Origin of the sequence: Pseudomonas sp. NPDC098747, from assembly GCF_044760045.1 — a bacterium.
Lineage (GTDB): Bacteria > Pseudomonadota > Gammaproteobacteria > Pseudomonadales > Pseudomonadaceae > Aquipseudomonas.
In genome coordinates, this window is sequence record NZ_JBIWAL010000002.1 from 154,717 (window position 1) to 180,613 (window position 25,897).

19 protein-coding genes and 4 pseudogenes are annotated in these 25,897 nt (G+C 53.2%); 12 read left to right on the forward strand and 11 right to left on the reverse strand.

Going from position 1 to position 25,897, the window contains the following annotated elements; all coding sequences use genetic code 11:
- Positions 1-257: 257 nt before the first annotated feature.
- The 3 genes from ACIQVE_RS01705 to ACIQVE_RS01715 all read left to right on the forward strand — a co-directional run bounded on the left by ACIQVE_RS01705 (position 258) and on the right by ACIQVE_RS01715 (position 2,304).
- On the forward strand, positions 258-884 hold the full coding sequence (locus ACIQVE_RS01705) for a DUF1120 domain-containing protein (protein WP_402803907.1): 627 nt from the start codon (positions 258-260) through the stop codon (positions 882-884).
- A 367-nt stretch (positions 885-1,251) separates the two neighbouring features.
- Entirely contained in the window at positions 1,252-1,893 is a 642-nt protein-coding gene (locus ACIQVE_RS01710) for a DUF1120 domain-containing protein (RefSeq protein ID WP_402803909.1), read from the forward strand.
- A 258-nt stretch (positions 1,894-2,151) separates the two neighbouring features.
- Positions 2,152-2,304 (forward strand): hypothetical protein, encoded by a 153-nt coding sequence (locus ACIQVE_RS01715; RefSeq protein ID WP_402803911.1) that lies wholly within the window; start codon positions 2,152-2,154, stop codon positions 2,302-2,304.
- 390 nt (positions 2,305-2,694) lie between these two features.
- Here the strand turns inward: ACIQVE_RS01715 and ACIQVE_RS01720 are convergent.
- Positions 2,695-3,497: pseudogene (locus ACIQVE_RS01720) on the reverse strand (IS5 family transposase); the annotation flags it as partial.
- A 1,036-nt stretch (positions 3,498-4,533) separates the two neighbouring features.
- Here ACIQVE_RS01720 and ACIQVE_RS01725 point away from each other — a divergent pair.
- Positions 4,534-5,073: a DUF1120 domain-containing protein gene (locus tag ACIQVE_RS01725; protein ID WP_402803913.1), complete on the forward strand. Its 540-nt coding sequence runs from the start codon at positions 4,534-4,536 to the stop codon at positions 5,071-5,073.
- Between the two features lie 192 nt (positions 5,074-5,265).
- Here ACIQVE_RS01725 and ACIQVE_RS01730 read toward each other — a convergent pair.
- Both ACIQVE_RS01730 and ACIQVE_RS01735 read right to left on the reverse strand, forming a co-directional pair.
- Positions 5,266-5,478, reverse strand: a pseudogene (locus ACIQVE_RS01730) (IS3 family transposase); the annotation flags it as partial.
- Positions 5,479-5,602: 124 nt separating this feature from the next.
- Positions 5,603-6,088: pseudogene (locus ACIQVE_RS01735) on the reverse strand (IS3 family transposase); the annotation flags it as partial.
- Between the two features lie 2,701 nt (positions 6,089-8,789).
- Here ACIQVE_RS01735 and gltS point away from each other — a divergent pair.
- The 3 genes from gltS to ACIQVE_RS01750 all read left to right on the forward strand — a co-directional run bounded on the left by gltS (position 8,790) and on the right by ACIQVE_RS01750 (position 11,610).
- A complete protein-coding gene (gene gltS, locus ACIQVE_RS01740; RefSeq protein ID WP_402803915.1) occupies positions 8,790-9,995 on the forward strand; it encodes a sodium/glutamate symporter in 1,206 nt (401 codons plus the stop codon).
- 151 nt (positions 9,996-10,146) lie between these two features.
- On the forward strand, positions 10,147-10,431 hold the full coding sequence (locus tag ACIQVE_RS01745; protein WP_402803917.1) for a hypothetical protein: 285 nt from the start codon (positions 10,147-10,149) through the stop codon (positions 10,429-10,431).
- Positions 10,432-10,962: 531 nt separating this feature from the next.
- On the forward strand, positions 10,963-11,610 hold the full coding sequence (locus tag ACIQVE_RS01750) for a DUF1120 domain-containing protein (protein ID WP_402803919.1): 648 nt from the start codon (positions 10,963-10,965) through the stop codon (positions 11,608-11,610).
- A gap of 672 nt (positions 11,611-12,282) precedes the next feature.
- Here the strand turns inward: ACIQVE_RS01750 and ACIQVE_RS01755 are convergent.
- Positions 12,283-12,489, reverse strand: a complete 207-nt coding sequence (locus ACIQVE_RS01755) for a hypothetical protein (RefSeq protein WP_402803921.1) — start codon at positions 12,487-12,489, stop codon at positions 12,283-12,285.
- Positions 12,490-12,578: 89 nt separating this feature from the next.
- On the opposite strand from ACIQVE_RS01755, the pseudogene ACIQVE_RS01760 reads away from it, so the two are divergent.
- Positions 12,579-13,831 (forward strand): annotated as a pseudogene (locus ACIQVE_RS01760) (IS256 family transposase).
- Positions 13,832-14,101: 270 nt separating this feature from the next.
- Here the strand turns inward: ACIQVE_RS01760 and ACIQVE_RS01765 are convergent.
- The 6 genes from ACIQVE_RS01765 to ACIQVE_RS01790 form a co-directional block, all read right to left on the reverse strand.
- The gene (locus ACIQVE_RS01765) at positions 14,102-15,133 is read right to left on the reverse strand and encodes an ion channel (RefSeq protein WP_402803924.1); all 1,032 of its coding nucleotides are present in this window, start codon (positions 15,131-15,133) and stop codon (positions 14,102-14,104) included.
- A gap of 502 nt (positions 15,134-15,635) precedes the next feature.
- On the reverse strand, positions 15,636-15,887 hold the full coding sequence (locus tag ACIQVE_RS01770; protein ID WP_402803926.1) for an antirestriction protein ArdR: 252 nt from the start codon (positions 15,885-15,887) through the stop codon (positions 15,636-15,638).
- A gap of 116 nt (positions 15,888-16,003) precedes the next feature.
- On the reverse strand, positions 16,004-16,264 hold the full coding sequence (locus tag ACIQVE_RS01775) for a hypothetical protein (RefSeq protein ID WP_402803929.1): 261 nt from the start codon (positions 16,262-16,264) through the stop codon (positions 16,004-16,006).
- A 13-nt stretch (positions 16,265-16,277) separates the two neighbouring features.
- The gene (locus ACIQVE_RS01780) at positions 16,278-16,460 is read right to left on the reverse strand and encodes a hypothetical protein (RefSeq protein ID WP_402803931.1); all 183 of its coding nucleotides are present in this window, start codon (positions 16,458-16,460) and stop codon (positions 16,278-16,280) included.
- A 207-nt stretch (positions 16,461-16,667) separates the two neighbouring features.
- The gene (locus ACIQVE_RS01785) at positions 16,668-17,063 is read right to left on the reverse strand and encodes a PIN domain-containing protein (protein WP_402803933.1); all 396 of its coding nucleotides are present in this window, start codon (positions 17,061-17,063) and stop codon (positions 16,668-16,670) included.
- Positions 17,060-17,302, reverse strand: coding sequence for an AbrB/MazE/SpoVT family DNA-binding domain-containing protein (locus ACIQVE_RS01790; RefSeq protein ID WP_402803935.1), 243 nt, complete (start codon positions 17,300-17,302; stop codon positions 17,060-17,062). Before ACIQVE_RS01790 ends, ACIQVE_RS01785 begins: the two co-directional genes overlap by 4 nt.
- Positions 17,303-17,736: 434 nt before the next feature.
- On the opposite strand from ACIQVE_RS01790, the gene ACIQVE_RS01795 reads away from it, so the two are divergent.
- Both ACIQVE_RS01795 and ACIQVE_RS01800 read left to right on the forward strand, forming a co-directional pair.
- A complete protein-coding gene (locus ACIQVE_RS01795; RefSeq protein WP_402803937.1) occupies positions 17,737-20,688 on the forward strand; it encodes a chemotaxis protein CheB in 2,952 nt (983 codons plus the stop codon).
- Positions 20,669-22,924, forward strand: a complete 2,256-nt coding sequence (locus tag ACIQVE_RS01800) for a putative bifunctional diguanylate cyclase/phosphodiesterase (protein WP_402803939.1) — start codon at positions 20,669-20,671, stop codon at positions 22,922-22,924. The genes ACIQVE_RS01795 and ACIQVE_RS01800 overlap by 20 nt, the downstream gene beginning before the upstream one ends.
- Here ACIQVE_RS01800 and ACIQVE_RS01805 read toward each other — a convergent pair.
- Positions 22,908-23,162 (reverse strand): hypothetical protein, encoded by a 255-nt coding sequence (locus ACIQVE_RS01805; protein ID WP_402803941.1) that lies wholly within the window; start codon positions 23,160-23,162, stop codon positions 22,908-22,910. The two genes, ACIQVE_RS01800 and ACIQVE_RS01805, sit on opposite strands and share 17 nt — an antisense overlap.
- Before the next feature lie 606 nt (positions 23,163-23,768).
- On the opposite strand from ACIQVE_RS01805, the gene ACIQVE_RS01810 reads away from it, so the two are divergent.
- Together ACIQVE_RS01810 and ACIQVE_RS01815 are read left to right on the forward strand one after the other, a co-directional pair.
- The gene (locus ACIQVE_RS01810; RefSeq protein ID WP_402803943.1) at positions 23,769-24,053 is read left to right on the forward strand and encodes a hypothetical protein; all 285 of its coding nucleotides are present in this window, start codon (positions 23,769-23,771) and stop codon (positions 24,051-24,053) included.
- Positions 24,054-24,942: 889 nt separating this feature from the next.
- Positions 24,943-25,554 carry a DUF1120 domain-containing protein gene (locus ACIQVE_RS01815; protein WP_402803945.1) on the forward strand — a complete coding sequence of 204 codons (612 nt, stop codon included), beginning with the start codon at positions 24,943-24,945 and terminating at the stop codon, positions 25,552-25,554.
- The last annotated feature ends 343 nt before the right edge of the window (positions 25,555-25,897 follow it).

The window sequence follows — 25,897 nt, forward strand, 5'->3', positions numbered from 1 at the left end:
ATGGGCTGACAGATGGGCTCACCGATGGGCTCACAGATGGGCTCACAGATGGGCTCACAGATGGGCTGACTGATGGGCTAACAGATGGGCTCACAGATGGGCTCACAGATGGGCTCACAGATGGGCTCACAGATGGGCTCACAGATGGGCTCACAGATGGGCTCACAGATGGGCTCACAGATGGGCTCACAGATGGGCTCACAGATGGGCTCACAGATGGGCTCACACCTGAAAATTTTCAATCTCCGGAGCTCGTCATGAAAAAGTTTCTCCTGCTGCCCCTCGCCTTGGCCTTTGTTTCCAACGCCGCCATGGCAGCCAACTCGGTGGACCTGCGTGTTACTGGCACCATTACTCCTCCGGCCTGCAGTATCTCGATGCCAGGCGGCGGGGATTTCGACTTCGGAGAAGTGTCCATGAACGCAGGTGAGGAAATTTCCCTGACGAATCCAGCGAAAAAAGCTTTGGACATTTCATGTTCAGGTTTAACTTTGGTCGGTATTACAGCGGCGGATAACAAACCAAACACAGAGTCACAAAAACATCAGGATTTATTTGGCATTGGGGTCGACGCCAATGGTAACGCAGTAGGTACTTATAAGATCGCAATTAGCGATTTGCTAGTTAATACTCTTAGCGGCTTCGTTACGCGCAGTGCTGATAGTGGAGTATCGTGGAATGCTCCCAATCCTTCTTCTATTAAAAACAATGCCAGCAGCGTTAACTCTTGGAATAGCTCTGCTAATTCTGCGCCGCCAGAGCAAATCACTTCAGTTTCCCAAAATATTTCTATAACAACCCAAATGCGACCAATAGATACTATCGACACCAGCCAGGCGATTACACTCGACGGTTCGGCCACCATCGAGTTGGTTTACCTGTAATTCGCTGACCAATGAACTTGTAAAGCGACCGGTGCAATGCCGGTCGCGTTATGCAGCACCGCTTTGCGGGGCGGCGTAGTAGCAGGATGGAGCTCCCCCAAAGAACTCCGAACGGCCATCCTGCTGCTACAACGCTCCACCTCCCTTATGGGGCTATGCAGTCACTGAATCGGTCTCGATTGGGCTCCTGCTCATTCAGTGACTCGCCCCACCTAATCGCCAAGCCCTAAACGCCAAGCCTCGCCAGCCAGTCGTACTGATAAAAGTTAATCTTTATTAAGCATTTTTGATTTTTTTCACTCTTGGCCCCTGCGGATGCTCAACGGATGGGCTCAACGGAAAAATTTTCAACATCTCGGAGTCTGTGATGAAAAAGCTTCTCCTGCTGTCCCTCGCATTGGCCTCTGCGACCAACGCCGCCATGGCCGCCAACTCGGTCGATCTGCGCGTTACGGGTACCATTACCCCGGCAGCCTGTAATATCACGATGACCGGCGGTGATTTCGACTTGGGGACCATTAGCGCCAGCGCTTTGTCCGCTAGCGAAGAGACTCGACTTCCGCTGATTCGGGGTAGAACGCTGGAGATACACTGCGCCGGTGCGCAGCAGGTCGGCTTTAAAGCCATCGATAACCGCAAAGACGAAAAATCCAGTTCGAGCAGCTACGGGCTTGGTCGTGACGGTGCGAACAATCCCATTGGCAACTATTATATTCATTTCATTATCTCCTCAGTATTGGCGGACGGTACGGGAGGTAAGTTAAAGTATTCATGGGATAGCGGGAATGATTGGGACACAGCGACGGCCCTTCACGGTATGAGGAATTCAGACGTGGATGTCTACGCATTTGATACTGCCACTTCCAACAATATCGAAGCACCGCTTCCGCTGACCTCCGGCTCTGTCGAGCTGCTGCTAGCCGCGTTTGTCCAGCCGTTAAGCAACCTAGACGCCAGCGCTGAAATAACTATCGACGGTTCCGCGACCATCGAACTAGTTTACCTGTAATTCGTTTTATACCACTGCGTTTTGGGCTATCGCGTGCAAAGCGGTCGCTCAACCGCAACAATGTTTTATGGGGTTAAGTCGTCGCCGAGTTTAAGTTTAATAGCTTTTCATGGGCTCGATGGCGACGTCCCCACCTTTTGCCACACCGCTTTGCGGGGCGATGCCGTAACGGGAGCGCACTCTTCCCCGGGCAGAGCTTCAGCGCCCTCCCATTGCTGCAATGCCCCACCTTGTTAGTCGTTTTATAAGTGGGAGTATATGAACCGTTCAAAGGCGAAGGCAGAATACAGCGTGGTGCAAAATCGAAATGCTGGCGCTGCAATGAGCAAGGCCAAACGATTGCGGACCATTGAGGAATATGCCAAAGCGAACAAGGTGACCATTGCCCAAGCGATGATCCATTTCATGTAATTTCGATATCTGGGCATTAATGGGGCGCAAGGCTTAAGTGGTTGTGCTGATTCGGTTTTTCATCAGTCGGCGCCTCGGCGCCCCACCTAATTCTGTTACAACCTAACCTTTTCTTCTGCTATGGGCACCAACCCGCATTCTGATTGTGTCCGTGCGGTACTGTACCTGGGCCCCTCATGTAACCTCTCGTGGGTTCTTTTCCACGGGCTGAATGTTCAGCACAGCGCCACCATGCGCGCAAAGTCATTCCGGTCGGCACATCTCTCTGCGAACGGGGGAATGCCGCCGCTCCAGTGAGTGCCCGGAAAATTGACCGCCGACGGCACTCGCCCAAAGTAAACACGTCCGAGTAAACAAGAAAGGTAAACACGGAAAGCCGTCTGCGGGCACCACGCGCGCCCTCAACATTTGCAATTCATCCTCCCGCAAACAGAGCACTGCGCTTGCCCAGTTCTGGTAGGTGCTGTGCCGGGCGGCGATCTGCCAGATCACCTGACGACCTTCATGCTCAGGACGCTTTTCGATCCCGGTGTAACCGGCATCGGCACAGACCACGTTCTCTTCCCCGTGCACCAGTTTGTCGACCTGCGTAACATCGGCCACATTGGCCGCGGTGACCACTATGCTGTGCACTAGCCCCGACTCATCGTCGACACCAATGTGGGCTTTCGCGCCGAAGTAATACTGGTTGCCTTTGTTCGTTTGGTGCATTGCTGGATCGCGCTTACCGTCCTTGTTTTTGGTCGAACTCGGAGCATTGATCAGGTTTGCATCAACGATCGTGCCTTGGCGGAGCGACAGGCCTCGGTCGCCCAGATAGCCATTGATCACACCGAGAATTCCGGCGGCTAATTCGTGTTTCTCCAGCAGACGACGAAAGTTGAGGATCGTGGTTTTATCGGGATGCGCTCCAGGTGCAGCCCCGCGAACTGGCGCAAGATCGTCGTCTCGTACAGCGCCTCTTCCATATCCGGATCGATATAACCGAACCAGTTCTGCATCAGATGAACACGCAATATCACCATCAACGGATACGGCGGAAGGCAACCTTCGCCCTTTGGGTAATGCGGCTCAATCAAGGTAATCAAACCCTTACAGGGCACCACCTGATCCACCTTTATCAGGAAGCGCTCGCGGCGGGCCTGCTTACGTTTGCCGGCGTATTCGGCATCGGCGAAGGACATCTGTTTCATTGGAGCTCTACAGTCAGCTTCGTGTTAGGCGGGTATTTCACCAGATTTTGAAGTCTTTTTCAGAGCGTCCCTAGAAACAGCGTACAAAGATTGAATTAGTCACAATACTGCCGACAGCCCGGTAGGCTATTGCTTGCTGAGCTTCTCCTCTACCACCAACGCTACAGTCAGTAGGCCCCCGGGTGCTATCACGCTAAGTACGGACGGGGCATTACTTAGGGAGCTCCCGGCGCTCAATACTTGCTAAAAAGCCCTAATATTACGTCGTGAAACTCCACGACCGAGACAGATAAACCCATCGCAATCACCACTGTTGTTCAACCGATTCGCGCGGAACTGTTAATGCTCCTCAAGAGGACTTGGATACCAGCTCAGCTATTGTGATAGACGGCTCAACCACCATAGAGTTGGTGTACCTATAACGAGCCTCATTCAAGCACCGTTTAGCCTGAAACCGCAGGCATTACCGATCCATAAATGACAATTGTAGATTGGTGATTTTCGACGTTGCTGCGTACGGTTGGCACCGGACGCTAGCGCGGTGTGTATGCCAACAGGTCGATGTTAGCCTTAAGCAGGAGGGGCTGGACTGGCAAAGTTAGACCCTCATGGCCGCGCTAGCCGTCCTTTTTTCATGGATCACCTTTGCTTTGCCCTTATCGCAATACCCCACTTTGTTGCGTCCTTGCGCCGCACAACTCCAAAGGTCGCGTGTTTTCGTCAGGCGCGATCTCTCAATCAATGCTGACCTGCATCCGTCCACGCGAATCACGCTTCGCAGTGAGTCATCGCCGCCCCTTGATCAACATTCGCAGCTTAAATACGCCCAAACCCCGAGATACGGCGTGTTCAGCGAATTCTGTTCTGGCACGACTGATTGCTTTTGACTCTTACTGATTTCCATCACCGGCAGCACGCCGACCACAATAGCCCCTTCAAAACCACTGCTTATTAATGGAGCCCACATGAAAAAGCTTTTGCTGCTGCCCCTCGCCTGACCTTCGCTGCCAATGCCGCCAACTCGGTAGACCTGCGTGTGACCGGCACCATTACCCCGGCTGCGTGCAATATCACTATTGACGGGGGCGATATCGATCTGGGCTCGATCAGCGCCAAAGATCTTTCGGCCACTGAGCGGACCTACCTCCCTACCGTCAATAAAAACTTGACCGTTCAATGCTCCAGCGCAACGCTCGTCGGTATCAATGCGATTAACAACACTGTCTCTACTGATCTGGAAGGCGACGATTTCGGTCTCGGTCAGGACGCTAACGGTAATTCGTATGGTTGGTTCAACATCCAACTGCAGACGCCGACGCTCGATAGCGCTCCCGGGACAGTATTGCGCAGTACCGTCTCAGGTCTGACGTGGGGAGCTTCTAACCCTGATGTGCTTTTCCACGACGCCACCAGCGTAACTTCATGGAGTACGAGTGGAGGCGCGGCCCCGGCAACAGTCACCCTTCTGAATCAGCCGATCGTGATTAAGCCCATTATCTTTCCGGAAAAAACCTTCGATACCAGCAGTGAAATCACTCTGAATGGCTCTGCGACCATCGAACTGGTTTACCTGTAATTCGTTACTATATGTAGCAGTTGAGCGACCGCGTGCAATACCGGTCGCTTCATGCAATACGCTTTATGGGTAACGTCGGCACGGGTTATTGAGTGTTGAGAGAAGGGCTCATGACTTCGCTGGCGACGCCGTACCTTATGCCCCACCGCTTTGCGCCGGCGCGTAGTAACGGGATGATTCTCTATGAGGTGGTCAACTAATTCTGGACACCTCGATAGGTGGTTTTGACGCCATCGCCCGCTCATAAACGGTCGGTGGTAGATATCCCAGTTTCGAGTGCAGCCGCTCGTTGTTGTAAAATTTAACGATGTATTCCGTGATGTTGCGTATCGCCTCCGCATAATTGGCTTAATCACATCGCCAGACCCACTCCATTTTCAAACTCAGGAAGAAGCGGTCCATTGCCGAGTTGACGCTCCTATATCAACAAGATCGAGCCGAATCTGCTAAATCCGCCAGGATTAAAGGGTATAGCTCCCTGACGATATACCGCTTCAAACAGCGTTGGATTTCTTTGGAAGACAAACCTTGCGCTTGCGTACTGCGCTACCGCGATCCGAGTGTGCGATCAGACCGGACGGTGGTTGACGCTGAGCAATCGCAAGCTGCATGGCACTGCGCACCAGCTCAGCCGGCATGTTGGGGGCCATCGACCAGCCCACTATCTTGCGTGAGAACAAGTCCAGCACCACGGCCAGGTACAACCAGCCGCTGCGCGTGCAGACGTAGGTAATGTCAGCCACCCACGCCTTAGTCACCGCTCGGTTTCAAACTGGCGATTCAACACATTGTCGGCGATCGGCGGGTCATGTTTGCTGTCGGTGGTGTGCACAAACTTACGTTTCCAGGCCGAATGCAGCCCATTGGCCCGCATCAATGGACGAATTTTATAAAGGCCTATGTTCATGCCTTGGGCGCGTAACGCTTTACGCAACGGGCGACTGCCGTAACAGTCACCACTCGCGGCAAATGATGCCTTGGGTTGCAGAGACACGGGACAAATCGACGCCGGCACTTCAGCGCACTTGTTGGCCTCATAGAAACCAGATCGGCTGATGCCCAGCAGTCGACAGACATACGCCACTGAATAAGCCTTCTGTTGCAGCTGCCGAACCAGGCAATTCGTTTCATGCCTACGGCGGCGACGCCCCACCTGATGCCGCACCGCTTTGCGGGGCCGCGCAATAAGGGGATGATTCTCTTCTCCTGAAAGAGCTTCAGCAGCATCCCATTGTTACGACGCCCCTCCTTCCCTTATGCGGCTATGTGGTCACTGAATGGGCCCGGAGGGCTCCAGCACTATTCAGTGCTCGCCCCCATTCTAATGCCCAGCTCGCAAACACCAAGCCTCGCCAGCCAGTCGCGCTAATTACGAGCAAACCATTCTCGGAGCATCATTGATTTCGCTTCCGGACCCTGGGTCACGGAGGGGATCACAGAAAATTGCCTATGCGTGGGAAGGTCTGCAGCATGGCGGTGCTGCCGTGAGTTCCTGCACTGGTCATGCGGCAGGCCGACTACCGGAGTCCGAAACTCCGCCCTTGATGCTATGGTTATGAGGGCCTTCGCCCAGCTTGAGCGGCCATCATCTACGGGCGTCAGTGTCAGCGCATTGCCTAGCCGCGCGATACAGATAGGGGGGGGTAATAAAGTGCTGTCCGAAGAATAGAACGCCGCACCCCGGCAACGGATCGCTGCCGAGCAGAAGACCCAGTTGAGCCGCGAGGTCAGCATAATCAGGGAAACCTTCTACCTACATTTGTGCACGGAGGGCTGAGACAACGCTTCTACTCACGTTACTCTCGCCCAGAACACGCCACGTTGCTTATGCGAACGTCAGGACAGTCTGATCCGGTACTTCACCTTTAAGGATTCCCCCCTTGGTATTGACCCGTCACTGCTAGGACACCAATCCTCTCGGCATTTCCATACCGCTCAGGCTACTGCGCCACCCCGGTCATGCGTTAGACACCTGATGGATGCTGTCCGAACCATTGATTGATTGGACGCCCAACGGGTTCAACAGGCAGCGACCGACGTGCTCTACCCAGTCTCTTTGCAATGTCCGCAACTAAAATCACAGTTGACTTCCTTGACTGGCGCGTTCGGACCCAATAACTGCAGTCCTGCGTACTACTCCCTTGCAGAGACGCGACATTTAGTTTGAAATTTGGAAGTGATGGAGCGTTGATTTACTTCAAATCCGCGACTGTCTCGTTACTAAATCCTCAGCAAAAAATGGAGCATTCGACAACTGTCTCGGCTCAAAATCGTAGACCTAGAGACTTGGATAGTCCTGGCTTGAATAGCAAACGCATATACTGCGTAACGAAAAACTATCACCCCGATTCGCCGGCAGTAGAAAAAATTCGCTCTGATTAAATATTTCAGTGGAAGTAGATCTTGACGTCCCCTAAATGGGTTAGCAGGTAATCCTGACGCCATCAATGCAGCATGCTGGTGGGCGCCATTTCTATCCTGCATGGCTATGATCCAGTCTTCCCCTTATGGTCATTTTGAGCGCCGGACCTCACTGATTATGCACCCCAAATCAAAATGATAGCGCTATATCCATAGTGTCGTTTAGCCTGAATCGAATAAATCGCTCATTTTTGAACGCACGACTCCGACCCTTCAAGCGCGAAACATTGATGAACGGTTACGAGAATGGCCTAGGAGAGCTTTGGCCTATTAGGTCACGCAGCTGCCCCTCCATCTCTCCAGCCCCCCGAACTTGACACTTGGCCGTACAAAAATGAACATTGATAATTTCTCTTAATTATTATTGATTTTTCTCACGGTCAGGCCAAACCGATGATGGCTCAAGAAACAACTAATGCATTCGGAGCCCCTGTGAAAAAAACTCTCCCGCTGCCCGTCACCTTAACGCTGTCACCCACCTCCCCAGCTGCGAATGCCGCCGGCCTGCGTGGCGCCGACTCGCTCGCTCTAACACGGCGTGATAGTAGCTTTGCTGGGTGGGGGCGAAGTTAATTTCGACTCTGATTAGTAGAAACTCTAGGCACCGCCGAGAGCCTTCGGCTATGAATTCGCTCTGAAAAAAGCAAATATATTCTATTCGGAAAAAACTCAGTCGCAGTTTGATGCATTGCAAATCGATAACAGGACATGCTAGTTACAAATCAACACTAAAACATTCGATTGGTTTTAGCGTGTTGCAGAGCGAATATCTACCTAGTGCCAACTTGACTTAAAACTGAGAGGAAGACGACTAACAAACACTCGGGGGAGTCGACTCTGAGTACAGGTAGCGGAGAAAATTGATTGTAGAAATAATGGAGTTTTCAATCCAAAACGCTATCCAATTTTATTCACGACTCACACCCGTAAACAACGATCCTGCTGCGGTCGACGCTAGCTTTGTGATTGATCTATTAATCGCGATTACCGAAAACTGAGTGCTAACCCCCTGCGTTATAATCGACGAGCGAGTAACAATTAAATTATCGGCCACCGTCTATTTTTTAACAAGTCTGACGGTCACCTTAAATATCAATCGCGAGATCGGAGGACTGTATAATCGATAAAAATGCCCACGATTTTGACTTGACTCTTGACAACTCACCCTGATCACTCTCAAAACTTAGACCAATGGCTCCTCAAAAAAACAAATAAACAGTCCTGGCAGAGAACAATTCGCCTGCTCAAAAGGCATGTCAAAAAGCCTGCCTCTGGATATATCCTGGAAAATTCTGATGATTCAGCTTGATTTTTACGGAACACTTGTGGCCGCCTCTGTGGTCCTACTACTGGGGCGCGGACTGGTAGCCCGCGTTGGCTTTTTACGCACCTACAACATTCCTGAACCTGTTGCCGGCGGCTTGGTAGTAGCCCTGTTTCTCTTGGCGTTGCGCTATGTCGACATACAAGTTCGTTTTGACTCCTCCTTACAGACTCCTTTAATGCTGGCATTTTTCGCCACCATTGGCTTGAGCGCTGACTTCGCCAGCCTAAAGAAAGGGGGACGCGTGGTAGGTATTTTTCTACTGGCGGTCACCGGCCTCTTGGTCGTTCAAAATGCCATGGGCATTGGACTTGCAAAAGCACTAGGTCTGGACCCCTTAGTAGGCTTGTTGACAGGCTCCATTACGTTGTCAGGCGGCCATGGTACAGGTGCTGCGTGGGGAACGACGTTTAGCGAGAAGTACGGCCTGGCTTCCGCTTCTGAACTGGCGATGGCGTCCGCTACGTTTGGCTTAGTGCTCGGTGGTCTGATTGGCGGCCCGGTCGCCCGTTTACTCTTAAAACGCGTCCAGACACCCGGCCTCGAGCAAGAAAAACCGCGCTTGCCGAAGGGTTTCGAGCAGCCTAACAAAGAACGTTCAATCACACCGTTTTCGTTTATCGAAACGATCGCATTGATCGCTGTCAGTTTGATGGGAGGCACCATGCTCAGTGGCGCGCTTCTTGAAACCGCGTTTGAGCTGCCGACGTTCGTTTGCGTATTGTTCGTAGCCGTCGTGATACGCAACGGTCTTTCGGCTCTCGGCTTGTATCAAGTGTTTGAACGTGAAGTCTCTGTGCTGGGGAACGTTAGCCTGTCGCTGTTCCTGGCGATTGCGCTTATGTCCCTTAAGCTGTGGGACCTAGCGGCACTTGCGCTGCCGTTTTTCATCATTCTGACTGCACAGACGTTAGTGATGGCGCTGTTTGCCGTATTTGTGACGTTCCGAGTCATGGGTAGTAACTACGATGCGGCGGTATTAGCAGCGGGTCACTGCGGGTTCGGACTTGGCGCCACTCCCACTGCCATCGCCAACATGCAAGCAGTTACACAACGTTTCGGCCCGTCCCACATCGCCTTCCTAGTCGTACCAATGGTGGGAGCTTTTTTCATCGACCTGATTAACGTCGTAGTGATCAAGTTATACCTGGCGCTGCCGTTTTTCGTCGCGACCTGAAACTAGACCACTGCACTCGCGCTGGATTCTGGCTAAATGACCAATGGGCGCGGCCTCGAGCAATGGGGACGCCCGTTGGAATTCCGGTACAACCCGTCACCGATCGCACGCGGTCAAAAATTAAGAGACCTCTGGTTTAGGAACACTATCCATGAATATCAAAATATTATTGGGATTACTCGCCTGTGCTGCCCTAACAGGGTGCTCCGATCCGAAGGACTTCAAACTAGGGTACGCGTACAACCCTATTACTGATGACGCGCAGCTTAAAGCCGCCATTGCCAGATTAACTAAGGAGGAACAGCAATTGTTTGGCGGTTACGCAGTGCGATCTATAACGGCTGCGGCCTTTGGCAAGTCTGTCGAGTCCGTGCAAACCATCGGTGAAGCTATCTCGGCGCAGCGGCATTGGATAAATGAACGCGGGCATCGATAAAATTTACCGGCGTTTGCCTCTCACCAACTGTAACGCGTACAAGCATGCAGCCGCCCCCCCCCCCCGCGGGAAAATTTAATAATCCAACTTTCCTATATCGTTTCGGACACTGTGTTTTAAACTTTTTAGATACGTTTAATAATTTTTTCAGAGCTTCCACGCCGACGTTTCAAACTTTAGGCCCCTTTCGCTACAATCAGATCCTCTCTGACGCCTTTTACCCGCAGCAATTAAGACCAAACAGCGCACGGTCGCCGCTGCCTTGCGAATGCTCAGGCCTTTCGTAATGCGCCCCCCCCTTGATCTACCGGGCACCCTTTGGACAGATCACGGCCTTCGTTTCACCGATGTCCTCGGATGACGGCGGCTCCAGGCGACGCACGCTCCGACCTCTGAAATAAATTTCCACAGTAAACGCCTCGCCGCCATCCGCGCGGAATGTGAGCTATTATCTTGGAGCATTCTTGATTTTTCTCGTTGCCCGTCACGGCGATGAATGGACTCAACGAAAAATTTCAATCGGAGCCCATCATGAAAAAGCTTCTGCTTCCCCTCGCCTTGGCCTTCGCTTCCAACGCCGCCGTAGCCGCAAATTCGGTAGACCTGCGCGTCACCGGCACCATTACACCAGCAGCATGTAACATTACGTTGCTTGGAGGAAACATCGATTACGGCGAGTTGGATTTTCAGAGTGTATCCAACGGTACTGCCGGCATCGGCCAGAACGTCTTTCGCTCGTTAAATATTACCTGCTCTGGCTCTACTCAGATTGCTTTTAAAGCGATAGACAATAGACAAGACTCTGTACCTGCAGGCGAAACTCGAAGCGCGGCATTTGGCTTGGGCTTTGATAATTCTCAAAACCCAATCGGGATTTACCTGCTCGATATCACTGGAAACAGTATTACCACTGACTCCGTCGCTGGCGCTATCGACTATTCCGATGATAACGGTGTTACCTGGCGGGACTGGAGCGGAGTGCAAAATTTGGTAAATTACAATAAATCTCCCAGACTTTATGCATTTGATTTGCCGAGCAATTTAGGTGGTCAACCGTTGCCAATCATGAACGGCACTGTCGAATTCAAAGCAAATACGGTTATAAAAGCAAACTCTCTTGACAGCAGTACCGAAATAATCATCGACGGCTCCGCAACCTTCGAATTGGTTTACTTATAACTCACTTCAAACCGGTGAACGTATTGAGCGACGTTACCGCATTTCGGTCGCTCAATCGCAATACTGGTGTATGGGCACGTCATCACCGAATTTAGATTTAATAGCTTTTCATGGGTCCGATGGCGACGTCTCCCCTCCTAAATCCGCGTCATACACTCTCACTTCAAGAGGCCCGCACCGCCTAGACTGTTCGGACGACCTTCGCCCCGGCACCCCGGCAACTGCATGAACTGGCCCCTGCCAAACCGGACACTTTTCCCCGTTGAATTGATGCCGCTGCCAAGCACCTAAATCTCGAGATGAACGGTAGTTCAGCGCGCTGGGCGGATAATCCTCGTTGTAGCGCTCGAAGACAATCGCCAGCGACGCTGTTTCCCAGCCAAGTTCGGGCATGTGTGCGACGTAGTCCTGCCTTCGTTTTCGTCGAAGCCCCCAGCCATGCCGGTGGGTCAGTTTTGCACCGGTACTGACAGGTAGCGGCCTTTCTCCTTTAGCCAGCCAACGGCAAGCGGCTGTTCAGCTCAATCAGCTGTTGGTTATACTGCTCAACCAGCGCGCTTTACTCCTTCGACTGCCAGCATTCCAATCCACCAGCCTCCAACACGTCCCGGCAGTAACCTTTCTGAGCTTGAACCGAGAGGATTTCGTTTGCGATCAGTTGCTGATAGTGATTCATCGGTGTATTCCGTGCCGCCGCATCAGAGCCGACGTGGCGGGTGGCTCAATCATGTAATCCAGCAAATGCTCGGCCTGCGCGTCAGTAACTTCTGCATAGGCCTCTTGGGGAGTAATCCCGTAATGAGCGGAGCTGGATTCAAGGATCACGGCTTTTGTCCTGCTGTCGATCATTGAAAGAAACTGTACGTTACGGTTGGTCATTGATCATCCCTTGAGTAGTGAAGTAGCCCGGCGAACCGGGGGTGTCAGAAATTTTGTGTTCGGGCATAACATGAGTAAGAGGTGCATGTATGCCAACCAAAAAGAAACCTGTTCTACGCGAACTACCGAAAATACCCATAGAGCTGCTTGAGCAGTTCGGCGGCCGGCTGATGACCGCTGAAGCCATCGAAGACGCCTCAGCAGCCTTCAAGAAGGCTTTGATCGAGCGAGCCCTCAATGCCGAGCTCGGTCATCACCTGGGCTATCCGCCGGGCGCGCAGCGCCCAGAGGATGAAACCAACCAGCGTAATGGCAAAAGCGGCAAAACTGTTTTAAACGGAGGATGGCCCGCTCCGGTTGGATATCCCCCGCGACCGGGATGGCAGCTTCTCGCCCATTCTGATTCCCAAGCACGAGCGCCGTTACACCGGTTTCGACGACAAGATTATCGCCATGTATGCCTGAGGAATGACGGTCAGAAAAATCCGCGCGTTCCTCTCCGAGCAGTACGATACGGACGTTTCGACTGACTTCATCAGCTCTGATACCGACGAGGTCATGGCAGAGATCGGTGCGTGGCAACAGCGGCCGCTGGAACCGATGTATCCGGTTATTTTCTTCGACGCCCTGCGGGTCAAAATCCGCAAAGAAGGACTGGTTCGCAACAAGGCGATCGACTTGGCACTCGGTGTTCTGCCTGACGGCACACGCGATATTTTCGGCATCTGGATCGAAAATACCGAGGGCGCTAAATTCTGGATGAAAGTTTTCAACGACCTCAAGACACGCGGGGTTGAAAATGTACTGATCGCGGTGACTGATGGGCTCAAAGGTATGCCGGAAGCCCTTGGTGCCGTCTTTCCAGACACCACACTGCAAACCTGCATCGTTCATCTGATCCGTAACAGCCTTGATTACGCGGCCTTGGATAAGCGGCGCGAACTGGCCAAGGCGCTTAAACCTATTTATCAGGCAGTTACCGCCGAAGCGGCCGAACAGGCGCTGGATGCGTTTGAAATCGGGCCATGGGGCAAGCAATATCCAACGGTAGTAGCTGCCTGGCGACGGGCTTGGGAGCGAGTGACTCCATTTTTCGTTTTCCCGCCCGCGATCCGAAAAGTGATATACACGACCAACGCCATCGAGAGCATCAATGCTCAGCTACGAAAGATCATCAAAACTCGCGGCCACTTCCCGACCGAAGATGCGGCAACAGAACTGATCTGGCTTGGGCTGCGCGAATATCACTGCAAATTGGGGATCAGCGGCCCATGACTGGAAAAGTGCAATGAATCAATTTGCGATTCTGTACGGAGATCGATTTATCAGGCCTACCTGGTAAAAGCACGGCCTGCCTGGCGGCAGGCCGTAACCGGCCCGCACACAAAAAAATTGACAGTCCCGACGAAGCGGGCAAATGGTTGTCGTTAGTACAACTCGCCTCCCTTGACCTGCGCTGGCGCGCAGTGATGCTACTCAGAAGTTTCTGTGGCATGTCGGCACGAGGGACGACTTACCCAACGCCAGTCCCAGCGGGCCGGTGCTGGCAGGTTTCGTTGGCAATCCATTCGAACCCGGATTCGCCTTCGAGGCTTCAAGCCCCACCAATTGCTTAACCCATCCCGGCAATATTCTTGAGGCGAGTGGAAGCGATGTAGAAGAGTTCGCCGCCCTCGATGCGCGTCGCGCCGGGTGGATTGATCGACGGTTGTTGGGCGCCTTTGGCGCGGTAACCGATAAGCGTGGCGTTGTGGTGTTCTTTCATCTGCACATACAGATCGCCGAAACTCGCCGAATACGTCTCCGGCAATTTCATCACGTATTGGGTAGCGCCTTGGCCTACACACAGCAATTCATTGATAACCACCGACGAACCCGGGTCCTGAGACGCGCGCACCAGCATTTCAATTGCCATGCTCGACGTGCATTCCAGGCTCGGCGCGTAGGCACTGGCCAGCGTGGCGACTTCACTGTCATTGAAGTGAGCGACCACATGCCCTACCGGCCTCAGTTGATTGACCGCCAGCACGGTGGCCAGGGTCAGGTCGTCCGAAGGGGTGCGCACCAGCACGCGCTCGGCACCGGGCACGCCTGCGCGTAACAACAGTGCCACAGAAGACAGGCTTTCCCCTTTGATGAAGGCCGCTTTGCCCGGCAGGGGATTTTCTTCTAAGGTGCAATCGCAAATGACGATCAGGTTGTCGTTGGAGGTTTCGTCCAGCAGCAAAAGTTCGATGACCCGCTCGCTGGACGCCCCTTCCCAGCCGATGAGCACCGTGTGCCCGGTCTTGCCGGTGTAATCGCCTTTGCCTTTCATGCCTTTTCTCCATGCATCGATGACACTACTGGTGGTTTTGCCGATAGCTGCCGTCAGCAGCGCAATGCCCCCGAGCATGACCCAGGTAGCCACGAAAATACGGCCCGCCGAGGTTTGCGGCGACAGATCGCCATAGCCAACGGTGAGCGTGGTCGTGAGGTAGAAGTAGATAAACGTGGCGGCGGTGGTGAGGTGCTGTTCACCCAGCAATGCCAGGCCCAGCCAGGCCGTGGTCAAGTGCACGGCTAACATAATGATCAGTCCTGCCCAGCCGAACCGGTGGAAGAGCGAAGAAGCGTACATGCGCAGTATAAGAAAAATCGACATTTCGTCCCTGATTCTGAGAGGGCTCATTCGTGGCGGCGTATCGCCCGGGCGTCTGCATGCTCGATTGCAGCTACCGGGCGGCATCAAACCTGCTGCGTGACGTATATGAACCGTTGAGCCCGTCGATTATGACTAGCGTTCCGATAATAACAAAGGGAATCCGGTTGGCGCTAAAATGGGCGAAGGGACGACTGGCGAAGCCCGCGACAATTGGCGAGATGGTGGTGCTACGAATTTCCTTCAACGTTTCTCAGTCAGTATTTTGAACGTCCAACTGTCGCGCCCAGGTCAATGCCCAGCATCCGAGATGCATCGAGCACCACTCGTTCTGCATGGCAAGTATCAGACATTTGGATAGGTCGTTCGCCACCTTCAAGTGGCAGGCCTGCTGTTTGCCGAATCTTCTTAATTGCAAAGCGCATGCAGGCCGCACTGCTTTGCAGGCAGCCTAGTGAGACAGTGAATTGCTTACTGGGCGCGTGATACTGCATTAACAAATTTCCTACGTATGGGCCGGGTCGGTCGCAACCCAGCATTTTGCGCCGTTGTAGTCGTCGCCGCCCTCGGCAATGAAGACGTGACCCGCCTCGTCTACGGCATACACGCCAGGGCGTTCGTGGGACGCATCACGCAACGAACTCTTCCAGCCATATACCGAGCCTTGCCAAACCGATACGACGCCAGCGCTGTGTTCCCGGTTGCCTTCTCGCCGCCGAGTGGCGGTTGCGCGTAGCACTTCGATAAACTGACTCATCGTCGTATTTTCCCTTAACTGGTGGCCTGCTCGGGTGCTGCTGTGGAATCACGAAGATTCGACCGTAAGCGCTCCGCTAGTTCTTTGCACGTCAGCCCGTCACGTCGTCCCAACTGTCACAGCTCCAGCTCCAACCGGCGCATCTGGGCAGCGTCTTCAAACACCATGTACAACGACTCGGTGTCGAACGTGCGCAAGGCGCGCAGGGTTTCCACGCCCAGGACAAACCCTTCGGCGCGGTCGGCTGCACGGGTACAGTCGGTCGCCGTGCGTGCCTGCTCGATGGCGGTCAGCAGCTTATCGGCCTGAGCGCGCAAGGCGGTCGGCAGCTCGATGGCTTCAAACAGCGGACGCTTAGCGGTACTCATGCTATTCATTGATCAAATTCCTTTAACTTTGCATCAGCGCAGTAACGGTGTTCCATAACAGCCACTTGAGGGCCGCACCGAACGAAAGAACACCAACAATGAACAGTACGTAAAGCAGAACTGGATGCCGCCCTTCAGCGCGAGCCTTGCCGAACAGCCAGAAAACAATGGCGGCGACTGGCAGCAACAAAAACGCGTAACGCATCGGTTCACCACGTCCCCTTACCTTCGTACCGCCATGAGGGGTATGGCGACGCACAGGCCGACGGCGATTAGTGCGGGTACAGCCTGTATTTTGGTGTTTTCTGTGTTGACTGAATCTGTTCCTATGTCCTGGGCCCCGGCTCGTGAGGGCCGGGGCATTGGGTGTTTCTCGTATGCGAGAAGCGGTGTACCTGTGAATTCCTGCAATTCACGCTAGATGACGCATGCCCGCCGTTTTAGCGGCCTCACGATCAAACGTCACGAGGTAGTCGCACCCTGTCGCATGTGCGCTGCGCTCGATAAGGCAATCTGCAAAGTCTGCATTGGCGCTGGTGAAACGGCGCAGCGCCTGCCAAACGATATCGGTGCGCTCGACAGTCAGCTCTTTGGTTCGCAGCAGCGTATCTATTACATGGACGATCTCCCCTTTCGAAGAGGCGTAACAAGACTGGAGAACCCATACCAGCTCAACGACTGACACCATGGCGATAAAGCCCGGGGAAGCAACAGACAGCGACTCAACGAGATCTGTCGCTTTGGCTGATTCCACAGGGTCATCCTGAGCGACATAGCGCACCAAGACATTGGTATCCAGACCAATCATCGAGCGCTCGCCCCTTGCACAGCGATAGCCACGTTCATGTCCTCAATACTTACCGGTGACGCTGGCTTGCGAACCAACCCTTTGAGACTCTGAACAGAGTGAACAGCCGCCATGATGGCGAACTGGCCGTTCTCCAACTCAACAAATTCGATGCGATCCCCTGCGCCTAGACAGAGTGACGCCCGAACCTGGGCCGGGATCGTGACCTGCCCTTTAGAGGTAACAGTCGCAGTAGCCATGAGGACACTCCTGTATGTTTTCGATACTCCTTACATTATAGTAAGGCGTCATACAGAGCAACTGATGCCCCCGTTGTTAGGGCCGTTCCCCTTAACTGGCTCACTGCAAATTCGGAGTATTTGCGGGGGCTCTACGGGGCATTAACTGGCGCGCACACCTGAGAAATCATTGATTATCAATCGCGCGTTTTACCGAAGAAAAGCTGCCTAGACGCTAACAATACTAAGCGTTGATGAGCTGATGTTGAAAAGGGAATCCAAAAACATGTTTTTGACCATTGGCGAATTTTATGATCGACCCGTTCAGAGATCGCCCCACTGCGCCGCCCTGAAATCAACACATAAGTGCGTAACCCCGGATTTACCGGACTCACACTAAACTGATAGGAAACTGCGATTAATTTTGCCTTTTCTGTACGACTGGATGGCCCATTGTGACTTCAAAAAAATTCTCGCTTGCTACAGGCGTAAAAGCAGAATCTAACCGCTACGCGGCGATTGTTGGCCTGGGAGCGTCTGCTGGCGGTCTTGAGGCATTAGAGGTTTTTCTGCGGAGCATGCCGGTCGATTCTGGGTACGCCTTTGTGGTCATTCAACACCTTAATCCGGCCCATCCCAGTTTGCTTACAGAAATTTTGGCCCGCTCCACGAACATGCCTGTTCAGGAAATCAGTCATCGAGTGCGGGTCTGCGCCAACCAGGTGTACGTCATCCCGCCTAACCACAGCCTCTCGGTGCAACAGTCGCGATTATTGCTCAGTCCGCTGGAGCACCCGTCGCCCCAGCGATTACCAATAGATGGATTCTTTAGTTCACTGGCCGAACAACAAGGACCGAGGGCCGTCGGCATCATTTTGTCCGGTACTGGCTCAGATGGCACTCAGGGCTGCCGCTCAATTCTTGAGCATGGGGGCCTAACACTGGCGCAAACGCCGGACGAGGCAGCCTACAACGGCATGCCAACTAGCGTTATGAAAGCCGGTTACGCTAGCCAAATACTACCTGTGCACAGCATGGTTGAAGCTCTGCTGGAGCGAAGGCGGGCTAAATTAGACGATGTTGCTGATATTCCAATCGTTGACACGGCAGGCTTTCCCCAAATCCTGTCGCATCTGCGTCAGGTCACCGGGCACGACTTTACCCAGTATAAACGGAGTACGCTGATGAGACGTATCGAGCGTCGTATGCAGCTGCACAGAATCAGTGATGCGAGGGCCTATGCCAAGTTTCTCGACAGCCATCCTGAAGAAACTCGCCTCTTATTCAGCGAGGTACTGATCAATGTCACCCGTTTCTTTCGCGATCCGGAGGCGTTTGTGGTGATGAAGGGCCTTATTTTGCCAAGCTTGCTGGCCAATAAGCCACCAGACTATGTGTTCCGGGTTTGGGTGGCCGGCTGTGCTAGCGGCGAAGAGGCCTACACGGTAGCCATTCTATTGCATGAACTGATGGAACAGCATCAGTCGCAATTAATCGTGAAGTTCTTTGCCACAGACCTAGATGATGATGCGATTCGCACCGCTCGCTACGGCTTGTACCCGCTCAGTATCGCTCAGGATGTTTCGGCAGAAAGACTGCAGCGCTACTTCTATCAGCAGCCAACGGGGTACCTGGTCAAAAAAGAAATTCGCGAGATGATAGTGTTTGCGGTGCAAAACGTTATCAAGGACCCTCCATTTACCCGACTAGATCTGTTGTGTTGTCGCAATTTGATGATCTATCTGGGGCCGCAGTTGCAGATGCGTTTGATTCCGACCTTTCATTACGCGCTCAAGCCTAACGGCGTGCTATTTTTGTCGCCCTCGGAAAGCATCGGAAATCATGGGGCCTTGTTCACCTCGTTGCACCGCAAGTGGAAGTTCTATCAGGCCCATAACCTCCCCATCCCGAAAATCATGACACTCAACAGCCCCCTGTCCTGGGTGCCGGAGCGTGTCAATAAATTACCGGATCGCGCTGAAAAAATGACCAAGGAATTCAACGTAGTCGAACTGACTCGACGCATATTGTTGCAAGACTTCGTCCCGGCGTCAGTAGTCACCGATTTGCTGGGAAATATCGTCTACATTCATGGAGACACCGGCAATTACCTACGTCCCGCGCCGGGGCAGGCGACGTTGAATATCATCGACATGGCCCGCGAAGGCCTACAAATGGATTTGCGTAACGCGATACGTCTGGCTGTAGACCACGGGGAACCCACTCTGCATCGTAAAGTGAGCATTACCGGGAATGGGCTTACGCGTGACATTCACTTGAGCGTGCGTCGGCTCTCCGAAAGCCTTCAGGGTGAGCGCCTGCTGCTGATTAGTTTTGGCGAGCCGTTATTGGATTATGTCGCTGCTGGGGTTGAGCTGAAGCCCGCTTCCCCCGCCACCCTGCCTCATGAACGTATCAAGGTACTGGAGCGGGATTTGACGTATACCCGCGAGAACCTTCAAGCGTCCATTAATGAACTTCAAAACACCAACGAAGAACTGAGTTCGACGAACGAGGAATTGCAATCCACCAATGAGGAACTGCAATCATCCAACGAAGAGTTGGAAACCTCACGAGAAGAGCTCGAGTCGATCAATGAAGAACTGGTGACGGTCAACGCCGAACTGCAGGACAAAATCGAGCAGTTGGGCGATATGCAGAATGACATGAAAAATTTTCTCGACAGTACTCACATAGGAACTATATTTCTTAATGCGCAGCTGACTATTCGACGCTTTACACGGGATGCAGCGAAAATTTATAGCCTGATTCCCAGCGATGTAGGCCGACCTTTAGCCGATATTACATCCTGTTTGGATGGCACCGATTTGCTGGTTCCCGCCCAACAAGTGATCGATACGCTGATTCCCTATGACGTTGAAGTTTGTACCACTTCTGGCAACTGGTTTCTGGCACGGCTATTGCCTTACCGAACCTTCGACAACGTAATCGACGGTGTTGTGCTGACGTTTCATGACATCAATACCCGTGTCGCCAATGAACTAGCTACCCAGGCTGCTCGGGAACTGGCCGAGGCGATCATTGATACGGTGATCGAACCGTTACTGGTGCTTGATGACCAATTGCATGTGGTCTCGGCCAGTCGGTCCTATTATCAAAACTTCCCCACCACGGCCACGGCTACAGTGGGCCTCACACTCTACGAGTTGGGTCACGGACAATGGAATATTCTCGCCTTGAGGGAGCAGTTAGGAACCATCCTTGAGGGGGACACCAGTTTTGAAGGCTTCGTTGTGGAACAGGAGGTTCCCGGTTGCGGGGTACGTACAATCACGCTGAATGCACGGCGTGTAACCGGGGCAGGCGCACGACCACACCTGATCCTCCTGGCCATGCAGATTAACCCTCAAACGCCCCGAGGCCCTCATGAGCACCGAGCCTACTGATGATGCTAAGTTATTGAGAATTAAGGCAGAACAGATGGCAGGCAGCGCTCATATTGATGACCGTCAGGCCGTTCTGCTGCACGAACTGCAAGTGCATCAGATCGAGCTTGAAATGCAGAACGAGGATCTGCGCGCGGCGTATACCGCGCTGGAAGCCTCTCGTGACTCGTATCAGGATCTTTACGAGCACGCTCCCGTGGGATATTTGACGTTGGCGGCGAGCGGTGTAATTAGGGCGGTCAATCTGACGGGAACAGAGCTGTTGGGGCAGGTACGTGAACGGTTATTGGGGCGGCGCTTCAGCGCCCGGATCGCGACTCAGGACCGCGAACGTTGGCAGCAGGTGTTCATGCGAGTTTACCGCGACCATGCACATCATGAATGTCATCTGACACTCGTGCGTGCCGACGGTAGCCATTGGTACGCGCGACTGGATTGTATTCAGCCCGACACCGCAGACCGCTCAATGCGCATTACGTTGACCGACCTCAGCGCACGACAGAAAGTCGAGGCGCGCTTGGTGCTGGCCGCCAGCGTATTCACTCATGCCCGAGAGGGCATCATGATCACTGACCCGGCGGGCAATCTGATCGAAGTCAATGATGCATTCAGCACTATCACTGGTTACTGTCGTGCAGACGTGATTGGTAAAAATCCGCGTATTCTAGCCTCTGGCATGACAGAGCCCGCGCTCTATAGCGAACTATGGCGCAGCTTGCGGAAGAGCCAGCATTGGCAAGGCCAAATGTGGAATCGGCGACGCAATGGCGAGATATTTTCTGCACAGCAGACCATTACGGCGATCCTCGACTCCGAGGGCGTTGTGCAAAACTATGTGTCGCTATTTACCGATGTTACAGAGCGGCATGAGCATCAGCGTCAGTTGGAATACATCGCCCATTATGATCCGCTGACCCACTTACCCAATCGGACTTTGTTCGCCCAACGAATGCAACAAGCCATGAGCGTAGCTCTGCTTCAAGGACGCAAAGTAGCCATAGCCTATTTGGATCTCGACGGTTTTAAGATCGTAAACGATGCCCTTGGTCACGAGACAGGCGACCGAGTGTTGAGTACGATCGCTCAACGCATGAAGCAGGCGCTACGCGAAGGCTGCACCTTGTCCAGATTAGGCGGCGACGAGTTTGTGGTGATCATCATCGGGCTGGAACAGATTTGTGACTGCGTGCCGACCTTGGAGCGTTTATTGGCTGCTGTCGCCGAGCCCATGCAGCTCAACAGCGAATACATCCAGATTTCCACTAGCATTGGCGTTAGCTATTTTCCCCAGGAGGGTGAGGTGGGCGCGGATCAACTACTGCGTCAGGCTGACCAAGCCATGTACCAGGCCAAGTTGGAGGGCAAGAACCGCTTTCACTTCTTTGACGCCCAGCATGACTTAGACCTGCGCGGGCACAACGCCCGGCTGGATCGTTTGGATCACGCTATACGTGACAACGAGTTGGTGCTGCATTACCAGCCCAAGGTGAATATGCGCACCGGCGAAGTGGTAGGGTTTGAAGCATTGGTGCGCTGGCAGCACCCGGAGCAGGGATTGGTAGCTCCAGATCTGTTCTTGCCCCTGATCGAAGGCAATCAATTATCCGAAGCCATCGGCGACTGGGTCATCGAGTGTGTACTGATGCAGATTGAAGCCTGGTTGAGCGTCGGGTTACGGATACCGGTTAGCGTCAATGTTGGCGCTCGGCAGCTGCAACAGCCGGACTTTGTTAGCAACTTGATCAAACGCTTGAACATTCATCCGCAAGTCTTACCCTCGCTGCTGATGATTGAAATTCTCGAAACTAGCGCGCTGGAAGATATAGAGGGAGTGTCTGGTACGATCAGAGCCTGCGCAGCAATGGGCGTGCGTTTTGCGTTGGATGATTTCGGTACAGGTTACTCTTCATTGGCCTACCTCAAACGTCTTCGGGTGGCTCAATTGAAGATTGACCGTAGCTTCGTCCAAGCCATGCTCGACGACCCGGAAAATGACTCTATCCTGCAAGCTATTCTTAGCTTGGCCAGCGCCTTCAAACACGAAGCGATTGCCGAAGGTGTAGAAACCGCAGCTCAGGGAGCGCGCTTACTGCAGTTAGGATGCGAATTGGGTCAGGGATTTGGCATTGCTCAACCGATGCCGGCTGAGGCCGTGGTCGACTGGATGGCCCAATGGCAGCCTGGATGCCTGTGGCAAGAGCCAAAGGGAACTCAATCAGTTAATAACTTCGACTGATGGGGGGCTGCACAGCTTTAGCCTGGTCATTCAGTTGTTTTACCAGCGCCTCGCCTGCTTCCGTCAGGTCGTAGTCCCCGAGAGCATGAGCAACCAGCCCGAGCTTTGCCAAGGCTTTGCATGTACGTTCCCGAGCGGCATAAGTCAGCAGCCCATGGACGCTGAAATCGTTCCCATCCCCACCATCCTCCAACTTTATGAGTACGTTCTGCATCGGCTCACTGAGCTTGGTAGTCAACGCGGGGATTTCCTCAGTACCACTAGATGTGGTGTCGATCGGATCTGCCGGCGACACAGGATGTAGTGTTGCGGGATTTCCCCTTACTCAGGACTACAGATACGGTGCTGTTCACACGACGCATAATCTCGTCCTCTTGCCTCTGCGAACTAGCTTGGCCAACTCCGCAGATCTACCGCGCTGACGATGGTGGCGACTACACCGTATTTGCGACCTTGCTTACGGAAGAAGTCGAAGACTTCCAGTTCGTCCGGATCGAGCATCGCGAAGACTCAGCCATTCAGCCTGAGTGCTTTCCGAAAATCGGCCATCACGCAGTGTTACGCGTGTCGCTATCGCGGTCTATTGCTTCGACTTGTTCTCGAAGATGTCCAATGACTTGAACCAAAATCACAGCACCAACCCAAGATAAGGCCACCTGTACAGAGCATTTTTCCAGCGCTCAGCCCGAGCTTCTTTTGAACTGGCCTGCCTTTTCAGGTGTGACCGGTTTAGCAAAATTTACCCATGCGCCCCGACAGGCCGGGGCAAATTCATGCGCTGACGGCAGGTGACGTCTAGGCTGATTAACGGTGGTGTGTTCTGTATTCACTCCGGAGAAAAACCATGTCCCTGTCCATTCCCGTTTATAACGCTCAACAAATCTCAAGGGCAGCGGACGCCTTCAACGCATGGCTACCGTGCCCGTTTCGTCGAACGGCGTTGCTCGGCTGGACAGAAGCGACGTTGACGTTGTGGGCGTTGACGCGACAAGTTCGCCCGGATTTATCCGACGGGTTTGTACTGGCAATGGCTCGCAAACAGTACCGCGAATGGATTGACGGAAACGGCGAATATCAATTAGTGGCGCCCATGCCGCGACAGTCGGCCACTCAGTCGGCAAAGGGTTAATAATTTTCTAACAGCATCCAAAGGCGGCGGGTAATCCGCCGCTCACCGCCGTTTCATCAACTAATCCTTGGGCGGCGAAAGTCTGGCGCGGGGAATCTCATTGCACTTCACCCCGGCTCATTGCGCTTCACCCCACTTTGTTTGCCCTAATACCGTGAAAGTCCGCGATAGAAAAACTAACTCAAACGGTGATGGTACGGACGATGCGTGCCAACTACTGACGAATAATTTGGTGTCGTGATGACAGCAATAAAAAGCGGCGCACGAAACTCATAATGATTCAAAGAACCGTTTGTTTAAATCGACCAGCACCATGACTGTTAACTTTCACGGCATTCAAGTGACCGAATGTGTGTTGCTTAATGTCAATCGTGCGCCACCTGTAAGTCATACTGAGTCGCCATTTTTTATTGGCGAAGATACGCGACCACTCGGCATGTTCGCCGCTCTGTAATTCATTGAGGCATACGTCCATGGTGCGGATGGTCGGTATGTATTGGCGGTCCCCGGTGTACCCTCCTTTCCGGGTTAAATCAATTGACGCGCATCGGGTACAGAGCCGCCGCGTGTGGGATCAGATAGGGGGGGCGATAGGTCGGGAGGTGTCAGGGCAAGTTGCCTGCTCTGGAGTGTCCTCGATACGTCGCCTGTTGGCCCATCTGAACGAGCCCCAGTGCGCCTTTGATAACAATTGATGCCTGTTAGTGGGGGCTGCGCAGGCTGACAAGGCGCTGTACTGCGACATAGACGCCCCGTGGGGGGCGAAAATGCTTTTCGGCGGCAGCGAACATTTGAGCCTTTTTGATTCTGCTTGCCATCAGTCGAGACGGATAATAAGCCCGTCGTAGCACACCACACTCAACATCACGGAACTTCTTCAGGAGGCCCTATGAAAAAATTTTTACTGCTGCCGCTCGCTCTTGCTTTCGCGTCCAACGCCGCCCTCGCTGCCAACTCGGTGGATTTGCGCGTCACCGGCACCATTACCCCAGCAGCATGCGATATTACTTTGACGGGGGGGGATGTGGATTTCGGTTCGCTTAAAGACCTAAGTAGCACCGAAGAAACCAGCTTTACATCCCCAACTAAAGATTTGAACATTCTATGTTCTGCGCCAACGCAAGTTGGTATTAAAGCTATCGACAACCGTCAAGGTACCAATACTGGCCGCGCCTTCGGTCTTGGCAAGGACTCTGCTGACGGCAAAATCGGCTCCTATCATATTGATTTGAGAAATAAGACGGTTGATGGCTCTGCTGGCCAGCTGACTCGAAGCACGGATAGCGGTACAACATGGACTAAAGTGGCTGACGCCATGGTTAACCCCGCACCGACGGAAATTATTTCGTGGGCGGCTACAGGAACAGACGCTCCAGTGCCGGTCACTTCAGTTACTCAACAGTTTGAAATTGATCTCGCTATCGCTCCGACTAGCACGCTTGATACCAGCACCGATATTACGCTTGACGGCTCGGCCACTATCGAACTGGTTTACCTGTAATTCGCTGACCGCTGAACTTGTTGAGCGACCGGTGCAATGCCGGTCGCTTAACGCAACACCGCTTTGCGGGGCGGCGTAGTAGCAGGATGGAGCTTCCCCAAAGAGCTCCGAACAGCCATCTTGCTGCTACAACGTCCCACCACCTTTATGGGGCTATGCAGTCACTGAATCGGTCTCGATTGGGCTCCAGCTCATTCAGTGACTCGCCCCAACCTAAACGCCAAGCCTCGCCAGCCGGTCGTACTGATAAAAGCTAATCTTTATTAAGCATTCTTGATTTTTCTCACTCTTGGCCCCAGCGGATAATGGGCTCAACGGAAAATTTTCAATCTCCGGAGTCCGT